Source organism: Dokdonia sp. R86516, from assembly GCF_044596715.1.
GTDB lineage: Bacteria > Bacteroidota > Bacteroidia > Flavobacteriales > Flavobacteriaceae > Dokdonia.
The window spans coordinates 1,382,677-1,401,630 of sequence record NZ_CP138998.1; the positions used below are offsets into that span (position 1 = coordinate 1,382,677).

An 18,954-nucleotide genomic window follows, 5' to 3' on the forward strand; every position below is an offset into this window, starting at 1 on the left:
GGCTTTTTATTGATTTTGTATTATTAATCTACCTGTTCTTTCTTAATCACATAAATATAAACCGGAAAGTGGTCGCTATAGCCACCTGTATATATACCATTTGCAAAGCTTCTGTAAGGATATCCTTTATAACGACCCTTAGGGTTACTCAAGTAGCTTTTGTTGTAAATACCGGCTTTATAATATCTGAAAGAGGTGTAGTCATTATATAGTAGTGGTGCACTTATAATGATCTGGTCAAAGAGGTTCCATCCATCGCGATATGCTAGCGTGCCTATGCCTTTTTTAAACATAGATTCCATTGGGTTGTAAAGCTCTTTATCTTGTACCTTTTTAATCTTGCGCTGCGTTTGTAATACCTTCCTTACACTCGCATTTGTAGGGTCATCATTGAGGTCTCCCATGATAATAATCTTGGCGTAAGGGTCATTACTTTGTAAGCTGTCTGTAATTTTCTTCGTCAGTGAAGCTGCGTCCATACGCTTTTTTCTGCTCTTTGCTTCTCCTCCAGATCTAGATGGCCAGTGGTTTACAATGATGTGAACCATATCGCCATCGAGTAAGCCAGATACAAGAAGCTGATCTCTTGTAAACTTGCGTTTAGATGGATTGTCAATCTCATAAATGAGCAACTCATGCTTGCTAGTAGATACTGGCTTAAATAACCTCTTTTGATACAACAGCGCTACGTCTATACCTCTCCTGTCTGGAGAATCGTAATGGACAATGCCATAATCATTAGACAATAATAGGGGGTCATTTGCTAGTGCTTCTACAGTTTTTCGGTTTTCGATTTCGGCGAGGCCTACAATTGCTGGGCTGTTTTTTGTGAAGTCCTTTCCTATATCGGCAATTACTCTGGCGATGTTGCTCACCTTGTCTTGATATATCGTCTCGGTCCAATGATCCTTTCCCTCAGGTGTGCGATCATCATCATAAGTGATGGGGTCATTGATGGTGTCAAATAGATTTTCTACGTTATAAAATGCTATAGTGTGAGCTCTATATTTATCGGTTTGTTGCGCTTTCGCGAAAGCGTAAAAAAATAACAATATCGCAAGTATTGTAGATCTCATGGTTTTGTGATTTATAGAATGTATGTGTGTTTTATGTAAGATTTTTCGTAATATGCAAGTCAAATGTAATGAATTTCAGCGCTTTACGATTTTAAAACTTTCGTGTATTAATATTTAAAACTGAGATATCACATGAACTAGGAGCTATGAACAAAAATTTATTACGTTACGCTTTCTTATTATTTGGCGGTGTATTGTGGTCTCAATCGCAACTTAAAGGAACGGTTATAGATGCCGTCACTTCACAGCCGATTCCAGATGTGAGTATTAAAATTCAAGGTGATAATGACACTGTAAAAACAGATGCACTTGGTGTATTTGTGTTGACTAGTATCGAGTCGTATGGAGATCAAATTCTAATTGTAGAAAAAAATGGCTTCATTACCAAGAGGCTGCCTGTCATTATAACAGTCAATGAAATATTAGAACTTCCAATCATAACCATTGACGTTGATATCTCAGAAGAACAACGACAGATGGGGTTAATCTCATTATCAGAAAATGATTTGAATAGCGGCGATACTCAAGAAAGTTTTAATACCTCTGGGTTATTGTCTGCAGGACGAGATGCTTTTTTGAGTGCAGCAGCATTTGATTGGAGCGCTACTTTTTTTAGACCAAGAGGGCTAGATAATGCAAATGGCAAGCTTCTCATCAACGGGATAGAAATGAATAAGCAGTTTAACGGTCGGCCGCAATGGGGAAGTTGGGGAGGTCTTAATGATGCACAGCGCAATCGTGAGTTTACACAAGGATTAAAAGCGAGTGAATATAGCTTTGGAGGACTAGCTGGTGTAACAAATATTGTCATGCGAGCATCCCAGGAGCGAAAAGGCGGTAGGGTTTCATATGCCGCAGCTAGTGCTTCTTACCAAGGTAGAATAATGGGTAGCTATAATTCTGGATTATCTCAGAAAGGGTGGGCTTACAGTGTGTTGTTGTCTCGCCGTTTTGGTAAAGAGGGTTTTCAAGATGGCACCTTATACGATGCTAACTCGATATATCTATCTATAGAAAAGAATATAAATAGTAACAGCAGTCTTAATTTTTCTGCTTTTTATACGCCTAATCGTCGCGGTCGTGCTTCTGCTTTAACTCAAGAACAGGTTGATCTCAAAGGACGTACCTATAATCCATATTGGGGTTTTCAAAACGGAGAACAGCGCAATGCTAGATTACGCGAGATTCAAGAGCCAATATTCATGATAAATCATTATTGGGATATAAGTGATAATACTAGTGTTAATATAAACTTGGGATATCAAATGGGTGCCATAAAAAGTGGTAGAATAGATAACGGTAGCCTTAGGAATCCAGCGCCAAACTATTATCAACTCTTGCCCAGTTTTGCACTTCAAGACCCAAGTCCAACTGCGGGAGATTTTCAAAGAGCTTACCTATTGCAACAAGACTTTATTAATGATGGCCAACTAGATTGGGAGTCTATCTATCAGGCGAATGCAGATGGAGGGAACTCAAAAGTAATTCTTCAAGATGATGTGGTGGCAGATACACAATTAACTGCAAATATTATTTTGAACTCACAGCTTACTGATGCAATTACTATAAATGGAAATTTATCTTACAGAGGTTTGAGAAGTGAAAACTATGCGCAAGTAAGGGATTTGCTAGGAGGAGAGGGATTTCTTGATATAGATAACTTCTCCGTAAGCGAGAGTCAAGATGGTCAAGAAGGCGATCTTGCACAAAGCGATGTGCGTAACCCTAACCGAATTGTTCAAGGAGGAGATCGATATAAGTATAACTATAATATCAATTCAAGTACAATAAGCGGATTTGCTCAAGCACAATTTATTTTTAAGAATTCAGAGTTTTTTATTTCTGGCACGGCAAGTACTACAAGTTATCAGCGTGAGGGATTATTTGAAAACGGAAATTTTGTAGGTGAAAATTCCTTTGGGCTTAGTGAGAAACTTTCATTTACAGATGTAGGTCTAAAAGCGGGCGCGACATATAAATTTACCGGTAGACATATAGTTACAGTAAACGGAGCTTACTATACCAATGCTCCTTCTATTAGAAATAGTTTTAGTAGTGCTCGACAAAATAATGATGTAGTTAATAACTTAACTTCAGAACAAATACAAAGTGTGGATGCTAGCTATATTTATAGATCTCCTATTGTAAAAGGACGTCTCACAGGATTTTATACTGGGTTTCAAAACGGGACTGATTTGGGATTCTTCTTTACTCAAAACTCGATAGCGCAAACAGAGGCATCTTTTGTACAAGAAGTACTTACTAATATTGCGCGACAAAATATAGGCGTAGAAGTAGGAATAGATGCGCAGGTATTACCTACGCTTAAGTTAAAAGCGGCTGCATCTGTAGGTCAATATACGTATGCAAATAATCCAGATATCTACTATACCTCAGATGATTTTGATGGTCCTGAGACTTTTGGAGATGGTAAAGTTGTACTCAATAATTTGCATGTTGCTGGCGGGCCAGAAAGAGCCTATCAACTAGGCCTTGAATATAGAGACCCAGAATTCTGGAATTTTGGAATTACGGTAAATCGCTTTTCTAATGCTTACATAGATATTAGTAACCTAGCGCGTACACCAAATTTCAATCAAGATATAGATGGCCAACCCTTTTACGACTTTGATGTAGATGTAGCTAAGGGTTTACTAAGACAAACACAAATAGATGATTACCATCTCGTAAATATTATAGGGGGAAAGTCATGGAGAATAGGAAGGTACTTTGTGGGCTTTTTTGCAACAGTAAATAATGTACTCAATGAAAATTATATTACAGGAGGCTTTGAGGATTCTCGTAGAGTAAATTATAGATCTAAACTTGAGGAATCTGAGCGTGCGACTCCCATTTTTGGAGATAAGTTATTCTTTGGGAGAGGAACTACATACTACGCAAATGCTTACGTTCGATTTTAAACTTTAATATTAAGATGATGAAATTAATCCAAAAACTATCAATCGCTGCCATGCTTGTATTAGCTATGAGCTGTGTGAATGATGATGAGTTCACAACACCACTGCTTGAAATCACTGAGCCAGCTCTAGACGGAGAAATCATCACCATCGCACAGCTAGCAAACCTCTATGAACAGGCCGTTCTAATCGAGGCAGATAATCTTGGCATCAATGCTACTAGCCAAACAGATGTCACAGCCCTGCGCAGCACATTTAGACTTGATCTTTCTGACACTAATCGTTATGTAGAAGGTTTTGTGATAAGTAGTGATGCCTCTGGAAACTGGTTTGAGGAGATCATCATACAAGATGCAGCAAGTAATCCTACAGCAGGTGTACGTGTACTTATAGATGAAAGTCCGCTGTATACCTATTATGAAGTGGGTCGCAAGGTGTTTGTCAAGTTGGGGAATGCAACACAAGATAATCAAGCTATAGGAGGTTTGTGGATAGGGGATAGCAACGGAGTATTAACGCTAGGCATGACAGAAAATCTAGATAAAATTCCAGCGCCAGCTCAGTTTAGCTTTATGCAGAGGTCATCCATTATTGAAGAAATAGTACCGCTTGAGGTTACAATAGAAGATTTTAGTAATGAGTTAGAAAATATATTCGTCAAGCTCTCGGATGTTCAGTTTATAAAGGAGGATGTCATTGATGGGAGTGTTACCTATGCCGGAGAGCCTCTTGATGAATTTGATGGAGAACGTGAACTAGTACATTGCACCACTGGGCAATCCACCCTTGTAAGTACAAGTACGTTTGCAAATTTTAAATCTATATTGCTGCCAGATGGAGTTGGCAGTATATCGGGAGTGCTCACACGTAATTTTTTTGGAGACACCTATAATCTTGCTATTAATAATCCAGAAGCCGTCATTTTCGAGGAGACAGACCGTTGTGATCCTGTAGAAATAGATTGTGGTCCAGCTACTGTAATGGGAGAAAATATATTATTTGAAGAGTTTTTTGAGACGCAAACCAATAATGATCCTATTGTGGGTAATGGTTGGACTAATTACCAGCAGGAAGGCACCCAAGCTTGGGAAGCATACAGGAGTATAGGTCAGAATGCGTCATTAGGTAGATCTGCGAGAATTGCTTCTGCTTTTTCTGGAGATGCAAGAACGGTATCTTGGTTAATCACTCCTCCCATAGATTTTACATCAAATACGGGAGAAACCTTACGTTTTAGAACCTCAAACAGTTTTGCAGATGGTAGTAGGTTAACCATACTTTTTTCTAACGACTGGGATGGCGATGTCACAACAATTGCTGCTTCTACTTGGGATGTGCTAGCCGCAGCAGATGTTGTTGCAGATAATGACTTCTTTGGAAACTGGATTGACTCTGGTATTGTAGATCTCTCTTGTGTTACAGGTACGGGTTATATAGGTTTTAAATACAATGGCTCTGGAAATTCCAACTTTGACGGGACATATGAGCTCGATGAGATTGAAATCAAAGCAAATTAAAAATCTTTTTATTCAGGTCTTGTAGATAGAATGCTATATACAGGAAAGTGGTCGCTATAGCCACCTAAATATCTTTTTCCTGCATAGGTGCGAAAGGGTGTGCCTTTAAATTTACCATCATACTCAGTGAGGAAAAAGTCATTGTAAATATCTGACTTCTCATAAAGAAGTGTGTTTTCGTGTAGCTGTACAAAATTGTTTGAAAAGATAATCTGGTCAAAAATGAACCACTCAAATCTATAATTTAAGCTTCCTTCATACCTTGTTCCTAAGTAGAGCATTGGGTTGTAAAACTCAGTTTTAACGAGGTTGTTTTTTACGCTTTCACTGTGTGGGCCGTCGTTAAAGTCACCCATGATGATAATCTTCACTTTAGGATCATCATTCGTGAGTTGGTCTATAATCTCCCTGTTGCGACTAGCTGCTGCTATGCGTTTTTGAGAAGTTTCATTCTCACCAGATCTTCGGGAAGGCCAGTGATTCACTAAGATGTGCACTGGATTTCCTAAAAGTTCTCCTTGTACATAAAGAATGTCACGTGTATAGTCTCTTCCACCTTCGTCGGCTTCTAGGTAGAGCGTGATGGGCTTACTTGCAGTAACTTTGAAATCTGCTTTTTTGTATAATAAAGCGACATCAATACCTCGCTCATCTGGAGAGTCATAATGAACAATATCATAACCTTCATTTTTGAGATGGTCTGTGGCAATAAGAGCTTCTAGTACATCTCTATTTTCTACCTCGGCAACACCTAGTAGGGATGGCGAAGTATTTGTGTCATCCTTCCCTATGTTTGATATGACTTTGGATAGTTTGGCTATTTTCTTATTATACTTATAGCTATTCCACTCCTTAAAACCGTTCGGAGTAAAGTCGTCATCTAGCGTTTCTGGGTTGTTTGTCGTGTCAAAAAGATTTTCTAGGTTATAAAAGCCTACTGCACATTGTATTTTTTCTTGTTGCGCTTTCGCGAAAGCGTAATCATCCTCCATATTGAATAGTGTCTATGAGTGTTACAATTTAGTCAAAAAGACTGCAATCCATTTGCTACCTTTGTTAATATGCTCGAAACAGAAAAAATAGATTACGAAAAGTGTGTACTGATTGGGCTAGTTACCCAAAAGCAAACGCACGATAAAATGACAGAGTACCTTGACGAACTTGAGTTTCTTGCTTATACGGCAGGAGGCGAAGTGTTAAAGCGTTTCTCTCAAAAATTAGAACGTCCTAATCCTAAAACTTTTATAGGGACCGGGAAGATGGAAGATGTGGCTGCATATGTAGAGCAGCATGAGGTAGGTACTGTTATCTTTGATGACGAGCTTACTCCTGGACAACAACGTAATATTGAAGCAATCTTAAAATGTAAGATTGTAGATCGCACTTATTTAATCCTCGATATTTTTGCTCAGAGAGCTCAAACGAGTTATGCGCGCACGCAAGTGGAGCTTGCTCAATATGAGTACTTACTACCTAGACTTACAGGTTTATGGACACACCTGGAGCGCCAGCGTGGAGGTATAGGTATGCGCGGTCCTGGTGAGACAGAGATTGAGACAGATAGACGTATTGTGCGTGACCGTATTACCTTGCTTAAGAAAAAGATGCTTAGTATTGATAAGCAAATGGCTACACAGCGTGGCAATCGTGGTGCTCTTGTGAGAGTTGCTCTTGTAGGATATACAAATGTGGGTAAAAGTACGCTCATGAATGTGATAAGTAAGAGTAAAGTTTTTGCCGAAAATAAACTTTTTGCAACCTTAGATACTACGGTACGTAAAGTTGTTATAGGTAACCTTCCTTTTCTACTCTCAGACACAGTAGGGTTTATACGTAAATTGCCTACACAACTTGTAGATTCTTTTAAAAGTACGCTAGATGAAGTTCGCGAGGCAGACTTGTTACTGCATGTAGTAGATATTTCTCATCCACAATTTGAAGATCATATCAATGCTGTAAATAAAATTCTCGATGAGATAAAAAGTATGGATAAGCCTACGCTTATGGTTTTTAATAAGATTGATGCTTATAAAGCCGAAGCTTACGATGATGATGACCTTATGGTGGAGCGTACAGGAGTTCATTATTCTCTAGATGAGTGGAAAGAAACCTGGATGTCACGTACAAATGGTGATGCTATCTTTATATCTGCTCTCAATAAGAATAATTTTGAAGAGTTTAGAAAGAAAGTGTACGAGCGTGTAAGAGAAATTCACGTCACAAGATTTCCTTATAATGCTTTTTTGTACCCAGAATACGAAGGGCAAGTAGGAAATAGCGAAGAAGAATAATCTAATTATCACTGGAATAAGTGATGTAAAATTTAATAGCTTTAATTTATGCTTATTATAGGAATAGGTGGTGGTACTGGAAGTGGTAAGACAACCGTTGTAGATCAGATTGTGTCAGATCTGCCAGAAGGACAAGTAACAGTAATTTCTCAAGATTCATATTATAAAGATCTCTCTGCATTATCGATGGAAGATCGTAAGAAGGTAAACTTTGATCACCCTAATGCAATAGATTTTCCTTTGCTATGCCAGCATCTTGTTGAGCTTAAAGAGGGCAGAAATATTTTGCAACCTATGTACTCATTTGTTGCGCATAACCGTATTGATGAGACTGTGCTTACGAGTCCTACAAATGTGCTTGTGGTAGAGGGAATTCTTATCTTGACAGATCCTAATATTCGCAATCTCTTTGATATTAAAGTATTTGTGCATGCAGATAGTGATGAGCGTTTAATACGTCGTCTCAAGAGAGATATCGCAGAGCGTGGTCGCGATCTAGATGAAGTGTTGAATAGATATCAAACTACATTGAAGCCTATGCACCAGCAGTTTATAGAGCCTACAAAGGAATTTGCAGATATTATTATACCTAATAACAGATACAATACAGTGGCTGTAGATATCGTTCGTAGTATCATAAATGAACGATTACATTAAGGTTTTGCTATATTTACAATGATGAACATCAAGGAACTAAAACAGAAAAAATGGTTTAGAATAATGAGCAATAAATACTTGCTCATTTTTTTCATTTTTCTAGTATGGATGTTGTTTTTTGATGGAAGTTCTTATCTATTACATAGAGAGCTTAATCAGGAATACGATAAGTTGGAAGGTAATAGAGCATACTTTAAAAAAGAAATAGCAAAGGATAATGCACAAATCTTACAACTTAAGGATAGTGCAGGTTTAGAAAGATTTGCTCGTGAAGAATACCTTATGAAAAAGGACAACGAGGAAATTTATATAATTGAATATCAAGATAGTTTACCTACAGAGAATGAAGACTAATTTATTTTCAGAATTTGACGCAGTTTCTGCAAAGGCTTTCAAGCAAAAAATACAGTTTGACCTCAAGGGCGCAGACTACAATGAGACGCTTGTATGGCAAAGTCTAGAAGGAATACATGTAAAGCCTTTTTATCACAGTGATGAAATAAAAGAAACTGTGGCTGTTCAAGCTCCTGAACAGTGGTTCATAGGTGAGAAAATTTTTATTGTAGATGCGGCGCAATCTGCACAAACAGCAAATAAAGCTATAGAAAGCGGTGTAGAAGCTATTTACTTTCAGGCAAACACTTCTTTTGATATAGAGCTGTTATTTCAAGGTTTAAAGAGCAAAGATATTCCTCTTTATTTTGAGCTTAATTTTCTTGATGAAGAATTTTATAAAGGTTTTCACGCTTTCGCGAAAGCGTATCATATCACCACAAAGCTCGATATCATTAATCATCTTGCACTTGATGGTAACTGGTATCACAACCTACAAAAAGATCATAGTATTGTAAGTGGCTTACTGCAAGGAAAGGAGAATAAGCTTACCGTTGATACCACGTTATATCAAAATGCTGGCGCTACTATGGTGCAGCAGTTGGCTTACGGTATCGCTCATTTTACAGAATACTTAAATCATTGCGAGAAAGAAGAGCTTAGCCTTAATCAGGTCACTTTTGAAGTCGCAGTAGGAACAAACTACTTTTTTGAAATAGCAAAGTTAAGAGCCCTTAGAAAGCTTGCGGCTGTAGTGCTCTCTGCATTTGATTTTGAGGAAACAGTCATCAATATAATAGCTCATCCATCACGCAGAAATAAAACTATTTACGATTATAATACAAATATGCTACGTACCACTACGGAGTGTATGAGTGCCGTATTAGGTGGGGCAAACTGGGTGGTAAACATGCCATATGATGCGTTATATCACAAAACCAATAATTTTGGACAGCGTATATCTCGTAACCAGCTTATTGTACTTAAAGAAGAAAGCTATTTTGACGTGGTTCAAAATCCAGCAGATGGTTCTTATTATGTAGAGGAACTTACCTCTCAACTTGCAGAAAAAGCGCTTACACTTTATAAAGATATAGAGGCACAAGGAGGTTTTTTAAAGCAACTTAAAGAAGGCACGATTCAGCGTAAAATAAAAGAAAGCGCTGCAAAGGAGCAAGCCAAATTTGATGAGGGTGAGTTGGTTCTGTTAGGAACAAATAAGCATCCTAACCCGAAAGATTTGATGAAGGGTGAGTTAGAAATTTATCCTTTTGTAAAAATTAATCCACGTAAAACATTACTGGAGCCTATAATATCAAAACGCCTAGCTGAGGCCATAGAACAAGAACGTATCAAAACAGAAAAATAGTCCTATGAAAAAAGTCTATAATTTTATTGTTGCTGTATCTATTGTAATTGGGGTTGTTTCATGTGAAAATGAAGCTTCACTTGAGTTTAAACACGCAGATAAGGAACAAGTAATTAATTGTGTAAATGCAAATAATACATTGCTTAATGAGGCTTTATATCAATTTGAGCAGGATATTACAAATGCATATGATCCAGAATCTCAATTGGTTAATAAGGCATATGCAAATTTTTTATACGTTGGTTTTTCAGGAGAAGCGGAATATGAGCGACTAGCTACACCTCATACTTTAGCAATAAGAAAAGAACTCGTAAAAGCGGGAATTATTAAAGATGGCGGGTTTAAAAGTAATCTAGCATACAGTAATATTTCATGTATTCTCAAAAATATAGAGGATCCGCAGCTTGCTCTTATGATAGAAGCGCTTGTTGATTCAAATACAATGGATCCAAAATTATTTAATTCTCGAATGAGAAATTTTGCATACAAATCTCAATCAGATAGATACACAGCTTTGTATGTCGCTTTAGATACATATTATCAACAGCTTACAATGACTGAGCTTCCTATACAAGAAAGTAATGAGTAGAAGAAATATTCAACATATCACACTTTCCTCTCTAGAAGAAAACACATCGTCAGTGGTAGAAGCTAAGGTGACTACTACTGCAGAAAAGATTGACGTAAAGTCGTATTATACAAAGGATGACCTAGAAGGTCTGGAGCATCTTGATTTTATCGCAGGTATAGCTCCTAACTTACGCGGACCTTACAGTACGATGTACGTAAGAAGGCCTTGGACGATACGCCAGTATGCAGGTTTTTCTACTGCAGAAGATAGTAACGCATTCTATCGTAGAAACCTTGCTGCAGGACAAAAAGGACTCTCGGTAGCTTTTGATCTCGCAACACACCGTGGTTATGATAGTGATCACGAGCGCGTAGTAGGGGATGTAGGTAAGGCAGGTGTGGCGATAGACTCGGTAGAGGATATGAAAATCCTTTTTGACCAGATACCGCTTGATAAGATGTCTGTCTCTATGACTATGAATGGTGCTGTATTGCCTATTATGGCATTTTATATAGTCGCAGCACAAGAGCAAGGAGTAGATACGGCGTTACTTTCGGGTACAATCCAAAATGATATTCTTAAGGAATTTATGGTGCGTAACACGTACATATATCCTCCTGCACCATCTATGAGAATTATCTCAGATATCTTTGAATATACAGCAAAGGAGATGCCTAAATTTAATAGTATCTCAATCTCTGGATATCATATGCAAGAAGCCGGAGCAACTTGTGATATAGAACTCGCATACACCCTAGCAGATGGGTTGGAGTATATAAAAACTGGGCTTGCTGCTGGGATGGATATAGACAGCTTTGCACCAAGGCTTTCGTTTTTCTGGGCAATAGGGATGAATCATTTTATGGAAGTTGCCAAAATGCGTGCGGCACGTATGCTTTGGGCAAAAATTGTAAAACAATTTAACCCTAAAAACCCTAAGTCTCTAGCACTAAGGACGCACTGCCAGACTAGTGGCTGGAGTCTTACAGAGCAAGATCCTTTTAATAACGTTGCACGTACAACTATTGAGGCTGCAGCAGCAGCTTTTGGAGGGACGCAGAGTTTGCACACAAACGCACTAGATGAGGCCATTGCCTTGCCTACAGATTTCTCTGCGCGTATCGCTCGTAACACACAAATTTTCTTACAGCAAGAAACACATATTACAAAGACTGTAGACCCGTGGGCGGGTAGTTATTATGTAGAGTCTCTCACAAATGATATTGCTCATAAAGCCTGGGAGCTCATTCAAGAAGTAGAGGAGCTAGGCGGAATGACTAAAGCTATAGAAGCTGGTATTCCTAAATTGCGTATTGAAGAGGCAGCTGCTAGAAAGCAAGCCCGCATAGATAGTGGTCAAGATATTATAGTAGGAGTTAATAAATACAGACCTACAGAAGATGAGCACCTAGATATACTTGATGTAGATAATACAAAGGTGCGTGATGGCCAGCTTAAGCGTCTGGAGCAAATCAAAAATGACAGAGACTCAGCTAAAGTTTCTCAAGCTTTGGAGGCGCTTACAAACGCAGCTAGAGAGGGTAATGGTAATTTATTATCACTTGCGGTTACAGCAGCTAGAGAAAGAGCAACCCTAGGAGAAATTTCAGATGCACTAGAGGAGGTTTATGGGCGTCACAAAGCGCAGATACAATCCTTTAGTGGTGTATATAGCAAAGAGATGAAAGAAGATTCCGCTTTCGCGAAAGCGCAACAACTCGCAAACCAATTTGCAACGCAAGACGGGCGTCGTCCTAGAATTATGATTGCCAAAATGGGGCAAGACGGTCACGACCGTGGCGCCAAAGTAGTAGCAACTGGCTACGCAGATATAGGTTTTGATGTGGATATAGGGCCGCTATTTCAAACACCTAAAGAGGCAGCAAAACAAGCAGTAGAAAATGATGTGCACATACTAGGAGTCTCATCACTTGCTGCTGGTCACAAAACATTAGTTCCTCAAGTAATTGAAGAACTAAAGTCGTTAGGAAGACCAGATATTATGGTGATTGTAGGAGGAGTGATTCCACAGCAAGATTATGAATTTTTATTTGAGGCTGGAGCCGCAGCAGTTTTTGGGCCTGGAACAAAAATAAGTGAGGCGGCGATAGGTCTTCTAGAGATTATGATGGACTAGATGAAATATTATATCCTTACATATACTTTTATAGAAAATTATTTAGAGAAAAGAACGCCCTATCGCAAAGATCATTTTGAGGTTGCAAAAGCAGCTGTAGCTGCGGGTAGTCTTCTACTAGGTGGTGCTACAGAAGGTCCTGGTGAAACAGGTGTGCTAATCTTTCAAGTAAAAGACAAATCGCAAGTTGAGACATTTGCGGCACAAGACCCTTATGTGAAAAACGGTATTGTTTCTTCTTGGGAAATCAAAGAGTGGAATGTGGTTTTAGGAAGTATGCTGGAGGTGTAATCTTTATTAATCATCACCCCAAGAGCTTCCATTATTGTAGGAGTTGAAAAAGTACTCTGGACGCGTTTTGATAAAATCTTCCTCTTTAAACTCAAATAAGGAAGGGTGTACCTCACCACGTTGGATACTTTTTACTTTGTTTTCTGTGGTGGTTAGTTCATTAAGCACTTGAGTTATCTTGTCTTTCCATCCCTTTTCTGATAGATTAGTTTCGTTTTTTAAGTTGTTATCTCTTGTATTTTTTGAGATTTTAAAAAGTAATGGAAAATGTACATCTTTTGGCATATTTGGAAAGACGAGTGCTATCATTTCTCGCTTTACTTTAATCTCATCCGTGTCAAAATTTTCTTGACGTAAGCTAAGATTGCTATAGAGTTTATAATCGAGTTGGAGAGATTCAATCTCTAGAGAATTTTCTTTTGCCACTATAGCAGTATAATCGTTTAAGAAACTATAAGTGTAATCATACGGCGTTACAATAGATGCGTATGGAAAGGTGTCTTTGGCGAGTGTGTTTTTATACTCTTCTATGGTATATTCTGTCCATTTTGCTCCTCCAGATGTGTTGTATAAGATAACTTGGTCCTTGTCATAGTTTACAATTATACCAGCTTTATCGCCTAGAAGGCCTTCACCTCCTTGATGAGTTTGCTCTCTACGTATACTATTTACATCTATATGAAAAGTAACTTCGGTTTTAGTATTGCCCTCAATATTTTCAAGAACAATTTTTCCCACAAAAGGTTCATTTGTGTCACTCAGTTCTATAATTGGACTTTTTGTTTCTGATGAGAAACCACAAGAATTAAGAGTGCATAATGCTACTAATATAAGTAGATAACGAAGTTTTTGTGTCATTGTAGAGCTTGATGAGATGTCTAGCAAATTTAACAAAACCACTTGTTATAAATGTTTCCTTAAAAATAAACCCTCACAAAAGGTTGCCACGCATCTGCATAAACAGGATCATTGTCGTCAAAGAGTACATTGTAACGTATCCCGATTGCGCCTAGGCTATTTCCTCCTACGTTGAGACGGTATCCCGCGCCCAGAAAGAGTGCAGTATTCCAAGAGTTTGGAATGTCTGGTAGTCCAGAAACCGATTGAAAAACGCGAAGTTGCTCAAACTCTCCAGATAGCTGTAAGAAATCAAGCGGATTTGAAATGACGATAGCACTTGCTCCTACAAGAGTTGTTTTAAAATCTCCAAATTTTTGATAAGTGTAATTAAGCCCTGGGCCAAATGCGACATATTGATTGGGTTGATACAATGCACTTGGTGCAACCGTAATGTTAGTATTGTTTCGGCCAAAATTTAAGCCTAATCCACCACCAAAACGCACCTTGCTCCAAAACTCACTTTTAGGTTTTGTAGCAATCTCTTGCGCTTGAGTTGTTGTTGTCATTGTAAAAAAGAGGCCTGTAAGTAGTATAATCCCTAAAAAATTGCATTTCATAGCTGTAGTGTCTTAATTCTCTGTTATAAATATAGGTATTATATGTCCAAAAATGTTAATTATCGTATTTTTGCTTTTCTAAAGTCGCAAGACGCAGAACTTAAATATCAAATGGATAGATTTTCATTTCTGAATGCCGCACATACCGCTTACTTTGCTGAGCTTTACGATCAATATTTACTTAACCCAGATAGTGTAGAAGCTAGCTGGCGCGCTTTTTTTCAAGGTTTTGACTTTGGACTTGAAAGTGCAGAAGAGGTTACTGGTGATGTAGGGGGAGAGACTGTGGTTATTCCTGAAGGAATTCAAAAAGAATTTCAAATAGTAAAATTAATAGACGGATACCGTAACAGAGGTCACCTCTTTACAAAGACTAACCCTGTACGCGCACGTCGTAAATATGCACCTACACTAGAGATAGAAAACTTTGGGCTCTCTAAGTCTGATCTTAGTACAGAGTTTGAAGCTGGTTCAATTTTAGGTATTGGAAAGAAGACGTTACAAGAGATTGTAAATCACCTTGAGGCCATATATTGTGACCACATAGGTATTGAGTATATGTACATTCGTAATCCAGAAGAGATTGCTTGGATACAGAACTGGCTCAATAAAAATGATAACCATCCTTCTTTTTCAAAAGAGGAAAAAAGGCATATTCTCAAAAAATTAAATCAAACAGCTTCTTTTGAAGGTTTCTTGCACTCTAAGTATGTAGGGCAAAAACGTTTTTCTGTAGAAGGTCTTGACGCTATGATTCCGGGACTTGATACGCTTATCGAGAGAGGGTCTGATAAAGGTGTTGAGCAATTTGTAGTAGGGATGGCACACCGTGGTCGTCTTAATGTACTGGCAAATATCTTCGGAAAATCACCAGAGGCAATTTTTTCTGAGTTTGACGGAAAAGAGTATGATGAGGATGAACTTTTTGATGGAGATGTAAAATACCATATGGGGTGGACTAGCTTTCGCGAAAGCGATAAGGGACACAAAATACGTATGGACCTAGCACCTAACCCATCTCACCTCGAGACTGTAGGAGCAGTGATAGAGGGTATGTCTCGTGCAAAAATAGATAATCAGTTAGGAGGAGATGAGAAGAAAATTCTTCCTATTGCTATACACGGAGATGCTGCCGTAGCTGGTCAAGGTATTGTATATGAAATTGTGCAAATGGCACAGTTAGAAGGATATCGCACGGGTGGTACGATACATATCGTAGCAAATAACCAAGTAGGTTTTACTACAAACTATCTCGACGCGAGATCATCTACTTATAGTACAGATGTGGGTAAGGTTACCTTGTCTCCAGTACTACACGTAAATGCAGATGATGTAGAGTCTGTATGTCACGCATTTGCTTTTGCACTTGATTTTAGAATGCAATTTGGTCGTGATGTATTTATAGACATACTAGGTTATAGAAAGTATGGACATAATGAAGGTGATGAGCCTAGGTTTACACAGCCTTTACTATATAAAGCAATCTCAAAACACGCAAACCCACGTGATATCTATGCAGAAAGACTTCTTAAGGAAGGAATTATAGAAAAGGGATACGTAAAGCAGCTTGAAAAAGAATATAAAGATGATCTTGAAGAAGATCTTGAAGAATCTCGTAAGAGAGATAAAACGGTAATTACCGAGATTCTTGCAGATGACTGGGAAGGGTATGAGATAGGAAGTAGAGAAGATATTCTTACTCCTGTAGATACTACCTATGATATAAGTAAGCTAGATGTTATAGCAGATGGTATTACGAAGTTGCCAGAAGATAAAAAGTTCATACGCAAGATACAGCGTATTGTTGCAGATAGAAATAAGCAGTATACAGAAAAGAATCAATTAGACTGGGGAATGGGTCAGCTTCTTGCTTACGGTTCTCTTATGGAAGAAGGATTTAATGTACGTATATCTGGACAAGATGTAGAGAGAGGAACATTTTCTCACCGTCACGCCATTATCAAAACAGAAGATGATGTAGAAGAGATCAATCTACACAACCGTTTAGACGTAGCTGGTAAGATGGATATCTATAACTCACTACTTTCTGAGTATGGAGTCGTAGGTTTTGACTACGGGTATGCGATGGCTGCTCCTAAGACACTTACTATCTGGGAGGCTCAATTTGGAGATTTTTCAAATGGTGCACAGATAATGTTAGATCAATACATAAGCGCTGCAGAGTCTAAGTGGAAAACACAAAATGGACTCGTAATGTTATTACCTCACGGGTATGAAGGTCAAGGTTCTGAGCACTCTAGTGCACGTATGGAACGTTACCTACAGCTTTGCGCTACAGATAACCTCATAATGGCAGATGTAACAACGCCAGCAAACTTCTTTCACCTACTACGTCGCCAGATGAAGTGGAATTTTAGAAAGCCGCTTGTAGTTTTTACACCTAAATCCTTATTAAGGCACCCTCTTGTAGTGAGTACTAAAGAGGAGCTTACCAGAGGGTCTTTTCAAGAAGTTCTTGATGACACTGAGGTAGATAAGAAGAAAGTTACATCACTTGTATTCTGTACAGGTAAATTTTATTATGACCTCTTAGAGCGTCGTAAGGAAAATGGCCGTGATGATGTAGCCCTTGTACGTATAGAGCAATTATTCCCGCTGCCACAGAAGCAGTTAGAAGATATTATTGCAAGTTATCCTAATGTAACAGATTATGTCTGGGCACAAGAAGAGCCTAGAAATATGGGAGCTTGGGGTTATATGCTTATGAATTTTGATCAAGTAAAACTTAGAGTAGCATCGCGACGTGTGTATGCATCTCCAGCTGCGGGAAGTAGTACAAGATCAAAAGCAAGACACAAAAAAGTAATAGATAGCGTTTTTGAAGCGCCTGTAAAATAGTAACAATTAATAGCCGCCAGCGTCCTTCATCTAAGTAAGTTGAGTAACACTGGCGTAACCAGAAACATTATGGTTTTAGAAATGAAAGTCCCTTCACCGGGAGAATCCATCACAGAAGTTGAAATCGCACAATGGCTCGTTGAAGACGGCGATTATGTAGAAAAAGACCAGGCCATTGCCGAGGTAGATAGTGATAAAGCAACGCTCGAGCTTCCAGCAGAGATGAGTGGAATCATTACACTTAAAGCAGAAGAAGGTGATGCTGTTGAGGTAGGTGCAGTTGTCTGCCTTATTGATACTGCTGCAGAGGCGCCAGCTACAGACACCTATGAAGGTGGAGATGAAGGTGGTGGAGATGGTAAAGTAGAAGAAAACCTTAAAAAAGAGCAGGCAGCGACTCCTAACACGGGAGAAAAAGCTCCTGCCGAAACTGAAAAGACATACGCATCTGGAACTCCAAGCCCAGCAGCAAGAAAAATTCTTGATGAAAAAGGAATGACTGCTAGCCAGGTTACGGGTACAGGTAGAGCTGGTCGTGTGACTAAAGAAGATGCTGTAAAAGCAATACCTTCTATGGGAACTCCAGGACCAGGTTCTAGAGGTGACTCACGTACTAAGTTATCTATGCTACGTCGTAAAGTTGCAGAGCGTCTAGTAGAAGCAAAAAATACAACAGCAATGCTTACTACCTTTAATGAGGTAAATATGCAGCCTATATTTGACTTGCGTAAGCAATACAAAGAGGACTTTAAGGCAAAGCACGGTGTAGGTCTAGGTTTTATGTCTTTCTTTACACTAGCTGTAGTAAGAGCTCTTGAGATGTATCCTGCTGTAAACAGTATGATAGATGGTAAGGAGATGCTTACTTTTGATTATAAAGACATCTCAATTGCTGTATCAGGTCCTAAAGGCCTTATGGTGCCAGTTATTAGAAATGCAGAAAACCTTTCTTTTAGAGGGGTTGAGAGCGAGGTAAAACGCCTGGCAATAAGAGCTAGAGATGGTAAAATTACTGTAGATGAGATGACAGGAGGAACCTTTACAATCTCAAATGGAGGTGTATTTGGATCTATGTTATCTACACCTATCATAAACCCACCTCAATCTGGTATCTTAGGAATGCACAATATCGTAGAGCGCCCTATCGTAAAAGATGGTGAGATTGTAATCGCACCTATAATGTTTGTAGCATTATCTTATGATCACAGAATTATCGATGGTAAAGAGTCAGTAGGATTCTTAGTGGCAGTAAAAGAAGCACTAGAAGATCCTATTAACATTCTTATGGATGGAGATATCAAGAAAGCATTAGAAATGTAATTTGATATTTATCTTAGTTCTCAAAAAAGTCTGCTCTCGAGCAGACTTTTTTGTTTTACAAAAAAAACACCCATCGGTACTTCGATAAGGTGTTTTTAGGTTGGGGGACCGTAGAATATTGATCATGGCATTATTACACTGTGTATAATATGCTATGA

The 18,954-nt window shown here is 38.6% G+C and carries 15 protein-coding genes; 11 read left to right on the top strand and 4 right to left on the bottom strand.

The features are described from left to right. Positions 1–23: 23 nt before the first annotated feature. Entirely contained in the window at positions 24–1,076 is a 1,053-nt protein-coding gene (locus SJY23_RS06380) for an endonuclease/exonuclease/phosphatase family protein (RefSeq protein ID WP_396597884.1), read from the bottom strand. Between the two features lie 146 nt (positions 1,077–1,222). Between SJY23_RS06380 and SJY23_RS06385 the strand changes: the two genes are divergently transcribed. Together SJY23_RS06385 and SJY23_RS06390 are read left to right on the top strand one after the other, a co-directional pair. After that, on the top strand, positions 1,223–3,997 hold the full coding sequence (locus tag SJY23_RS06385; protein WP_396597885.1) for a carboxypeptidase regulatory-like domain-containing protein: 2,775 nt from the start codon (positions 1,223–1,225) through the stop codon (positions 3,995–3,997). Between the two features lie 14 nt (positions 3,998–4,011). Further along, positions 4,012–5,511, top strand: coding sequence for a DUF5689 domain-containing protein (locus SJY23_RS06390; protein ID WP_396597886.1), 1,500 nt, complete (start codon positions 4,012–4,014; stop codon positions 5,509–5,511). A gap of 8 nt (positions 5,512–5,519) precedes the next feature. Here the strand turns inward: SJY23_RS06390 and SJY23_RS06395 are convergent, their stop codons facing one another. Continuing rightward, the gene (locus tag SJY23_RS06395) at positions 5,520–6,503 is read right to left on the bottom strand and encodes an endonuclease (RefSeq protein ID WP_396597887.1); all 984 of its coding nucleotides are present in this window, start codon (positions 6,501–6,503) and stop codon (positions 5,520–5,522) included. 69 nt (positions 6,504–6,572) lie between these two features. On the opposite strand from SJY23_RS06395, the gene hflX reads away from it, so the two are divergent. The 7 genes from hflX to SJY23_RS06430 all read left to right on the top strand — a co-directional run bounded on the left by hflX (position 6,573) and on the right by SJY23_RS06430 (position 13,160). Further along, a complete protein-coding gene (gene hflX, locus SJY23_RS06400; RefSeq protein WP_035337941.1) occupies positions 6,573–7,802 on the top strand; it encodes a GTPase HflX in 1,230 nt (409 codons plus the stop codon). A 48-nt stretch (positions 7,803–7,850) separates the two neighbouring features. Beyond that, positions 7,851–8,459: a uridine kinase gene (gene udk, locus SJY23_RS06405; RefSeq protein ID WP_013750357.1), complete on the top strand. Its 609-nt coding sequence runs from the start codon at positions 7,851–7,853 to the stop codon at positions 8,457–8,459. 63 nt (positions 8,460–8,522) lie between these two features. Then, positions 8,523–8,813, top strand: a complete 291-nt coding sequence (locus tag SJY23_RS06410; RefSeq protein WP_396597888.1) for a septum formation initiator family protein — start codon at positions 8,523–8,525, stop codon at positions 8,811–8,813. Then, positions 8,803–10,161, top strand: a complete 1,359-nt coding sequence (locus SJY23_RS06415) for a methylmalonyl-CoA mutase subunit beta (protein ID WP_396597889.1) — start codon at positions 8,803–8,805, stop codon at positions 10,159–10,161. The genes SJY23_RS06410 and SJY23_RS06415 overlap by 11 nt, the downstream gene beginning before the upstream one ends. A 4-nt stretch (positions 10,162–10,165) precedes the next feature. After that, positions 10,166–10,750 carry a hypothetical protein gene (locus SJY23_RS06420; RefSeq protein WP_396597890.1) on the top strand — a complete coding sequence of 195 codons (585 nt, stop codon included), beginning with the start codon at positions 10,166–10,168 and terminating at the stop codon, positions 10,748–10,750. Then, a complete protein-coding gene (scpA, locus tag SJY23_RS06425) occupies positions 10,743–12,869 on the top strand; it encodes a methylmalonyl-CoA mutase (protein ID WP_396597891.1) in 2,127 nt (708 codons plus the stop codon). Before SJY23_RS06420 ends, scpA begins: the two co-directional genes overlap by 8 nt. Beyond that, a complete protein-coding gene (locus SJY23_RS06430; RefSeq protein ID WP_396597892.1) occupies positions 12,870–13,160 on the top strand; it encodes a YciI-like protein in 291 nt (96 codons plus the stop codon). A gap of 6 nt (positions 13,161–13,166) precedes the next feature. Here SJY23_RS06430 and SJY23_RS06435 read toward each other — a convergent pair whose 3' ends face one another. Both SJY23_RS06435 and SJY23_RS06440 read right to left on the bottom strand, forming a co-directional pair. Next, the gene (locus SJY23_RS06435; protein ID WP_396597893.1) at positions 13,167–14,018 is read right to left on the bottom strand and encodes a hypothetical protein; all 852 of its coding nucleotides are present in this window, start codon (positions 14,016–14,018) and stop codon (positions 13,167–13,169) included. 59 nt (positions 14,019–14,077) lie between these two features. Next, entirely contained in the window at positions 14,078–14,617 is a 540-nt protein-coding gene (locus SJY23_RS06440) for an alpha-ketoglutarate decarboxylase (protein WP_396597894.1), read from the bottom strand. A 111-nt stretch (positions 14,618–14,728) separates the two neighbouring features. On the opposite strand from SJY23_RS06440, the gene SJY23_RS06445 reads away from it, so the two are divergent. Both SJY23_RS06445 and odhB read left to right on the top strand, forming a co-directional pair. Then, on the top strand, positions 14,729–17,476 hold the full coding sequence (locus SJY23_RS06445) for a 2-oxoglutarate dehydrogenase E1 component (RefSeq protein ID WP_396598108.1): 2,748 nt from the start codon (positions 14,729–14,731) through the stop codon (positions 17,474–17,476). 69 nt (positions 17,477–17,545) lie between these two features. After that, positions 17,546–18,796, top strand: a complete 1,251-nt coding sequence (gene odhB, locus SJY23_RS06450) for a 2-oxoglutarate dehydrogenase complex dihydrolipoyllysine-residue succinyltransferase (protein ID WP_396597895.1) — start codon at positions 17,546–17,548, stop codon at positions 18,794–18,796. The last annotated feature ends 158 nt before the right edge of the window (positions 18,797–18,954 follow it).

Bases quoted from the DNA above. Each gene is read 5' to 3' on its own strand.
- SJY23_RS06380 (WP_396597884.1), bottom strand. From the start codon at position 1,076: ATGAGATCTACAATACTTGCGATATTGTTATTTTTTTACGCTTTCGCG.
- SJY23_RS06385 (WP_396597885.1), top strand. From the start codon at position 1,223: ATGAACAAAAATTTATTACGTTACGCTTTCTTATTATTTGGCGGTGTA.
- SJY23_RS06390 (WP_396597886.1), top strand. From the start codon at position 4,012: ATGATGAAATTAATCCAAAAACTATCAATCGCTGCCATGCTTGTATTA.
- SJY23_RS06395 (WP_396597887.1), bottom strand. From the start codon at position 6,503: ATGGAGGATGATTACGCTTTCGCGAAAGCGCAACAAGAAAAAATACAA.
- hflX (WP_035337941.1), top strand. From the start codon at position 6,573: ATGCTCGAAACAGAAAAAATAGATTACGAAAAGTGTGTACTGATTGGG.
- udk (WP_013750357.1), top strand. From the start codon at position 7,851: ATGCTTATTATAGGAATAGGTGGTGGTACTGGAAGTGGTAAGACAACC.
- SJY23_RS06410 (WP_396597888.1), top strand. From the start codon at position 8,523: ATGAGCAATAAATACTTGCTCATTTTTTTCATTTTTCTAGTATGGATG.
- SJY23_RS06415 (WP_396597889.1), top strand. From the start codon at position 8,803: ATGAAGACTAATTTATTTTCAGAATTTGACGCAGTTTCTGCAAAGGCT.
- SJY23_RS06420 (WP_396597890.1), top strand. From the start codon at position 10,166: ATGAAAAAAGTCTATAATTTTATTGTTGCTGTATCTATTGTAATTGGG.
- scpA (WP_396597891.1), top strand. From the start codon at position 10,743: ATGAGTAGAAGAAATATTCAACATATCACACTTTCCTCTCTAGAAGAA.
- SJY23_RS06430 (WP_396597892.1), top strand. From the start codon at position 12,870: ATGAAATATTATATCCTTACATATACTTTTATAGAAAATTATTTAGAG.
- SJY23_RS06435 (WP_396597893.1), bottom strand. From the start codon at position 14,018: ATGACACAAAAACTTCGTTATCTACTTATATTAGTAGCATTATGCACT.
- SJY23_RS06440 (WP_396597894.1), bottom strand. From the start codon at position 14,617: ATGAAATGCAATTTTTTAGGGATTATACTACTTACAGGCCTCTTTTTT.
- SJY23_RS06445 (WP_396598108.1), top strand. From the start codon at position 14,729: ATGGATAGATTTTCATTTCTGAATGCCGCACATACCGCTTACTTTGCT.
- odhB (WP_396597895.1), top strand. From the start codon at position 17,546: ATGGTTTTAGAAATGAAAGTCCCTTCACCGGGAGAATCCATCACAGAA.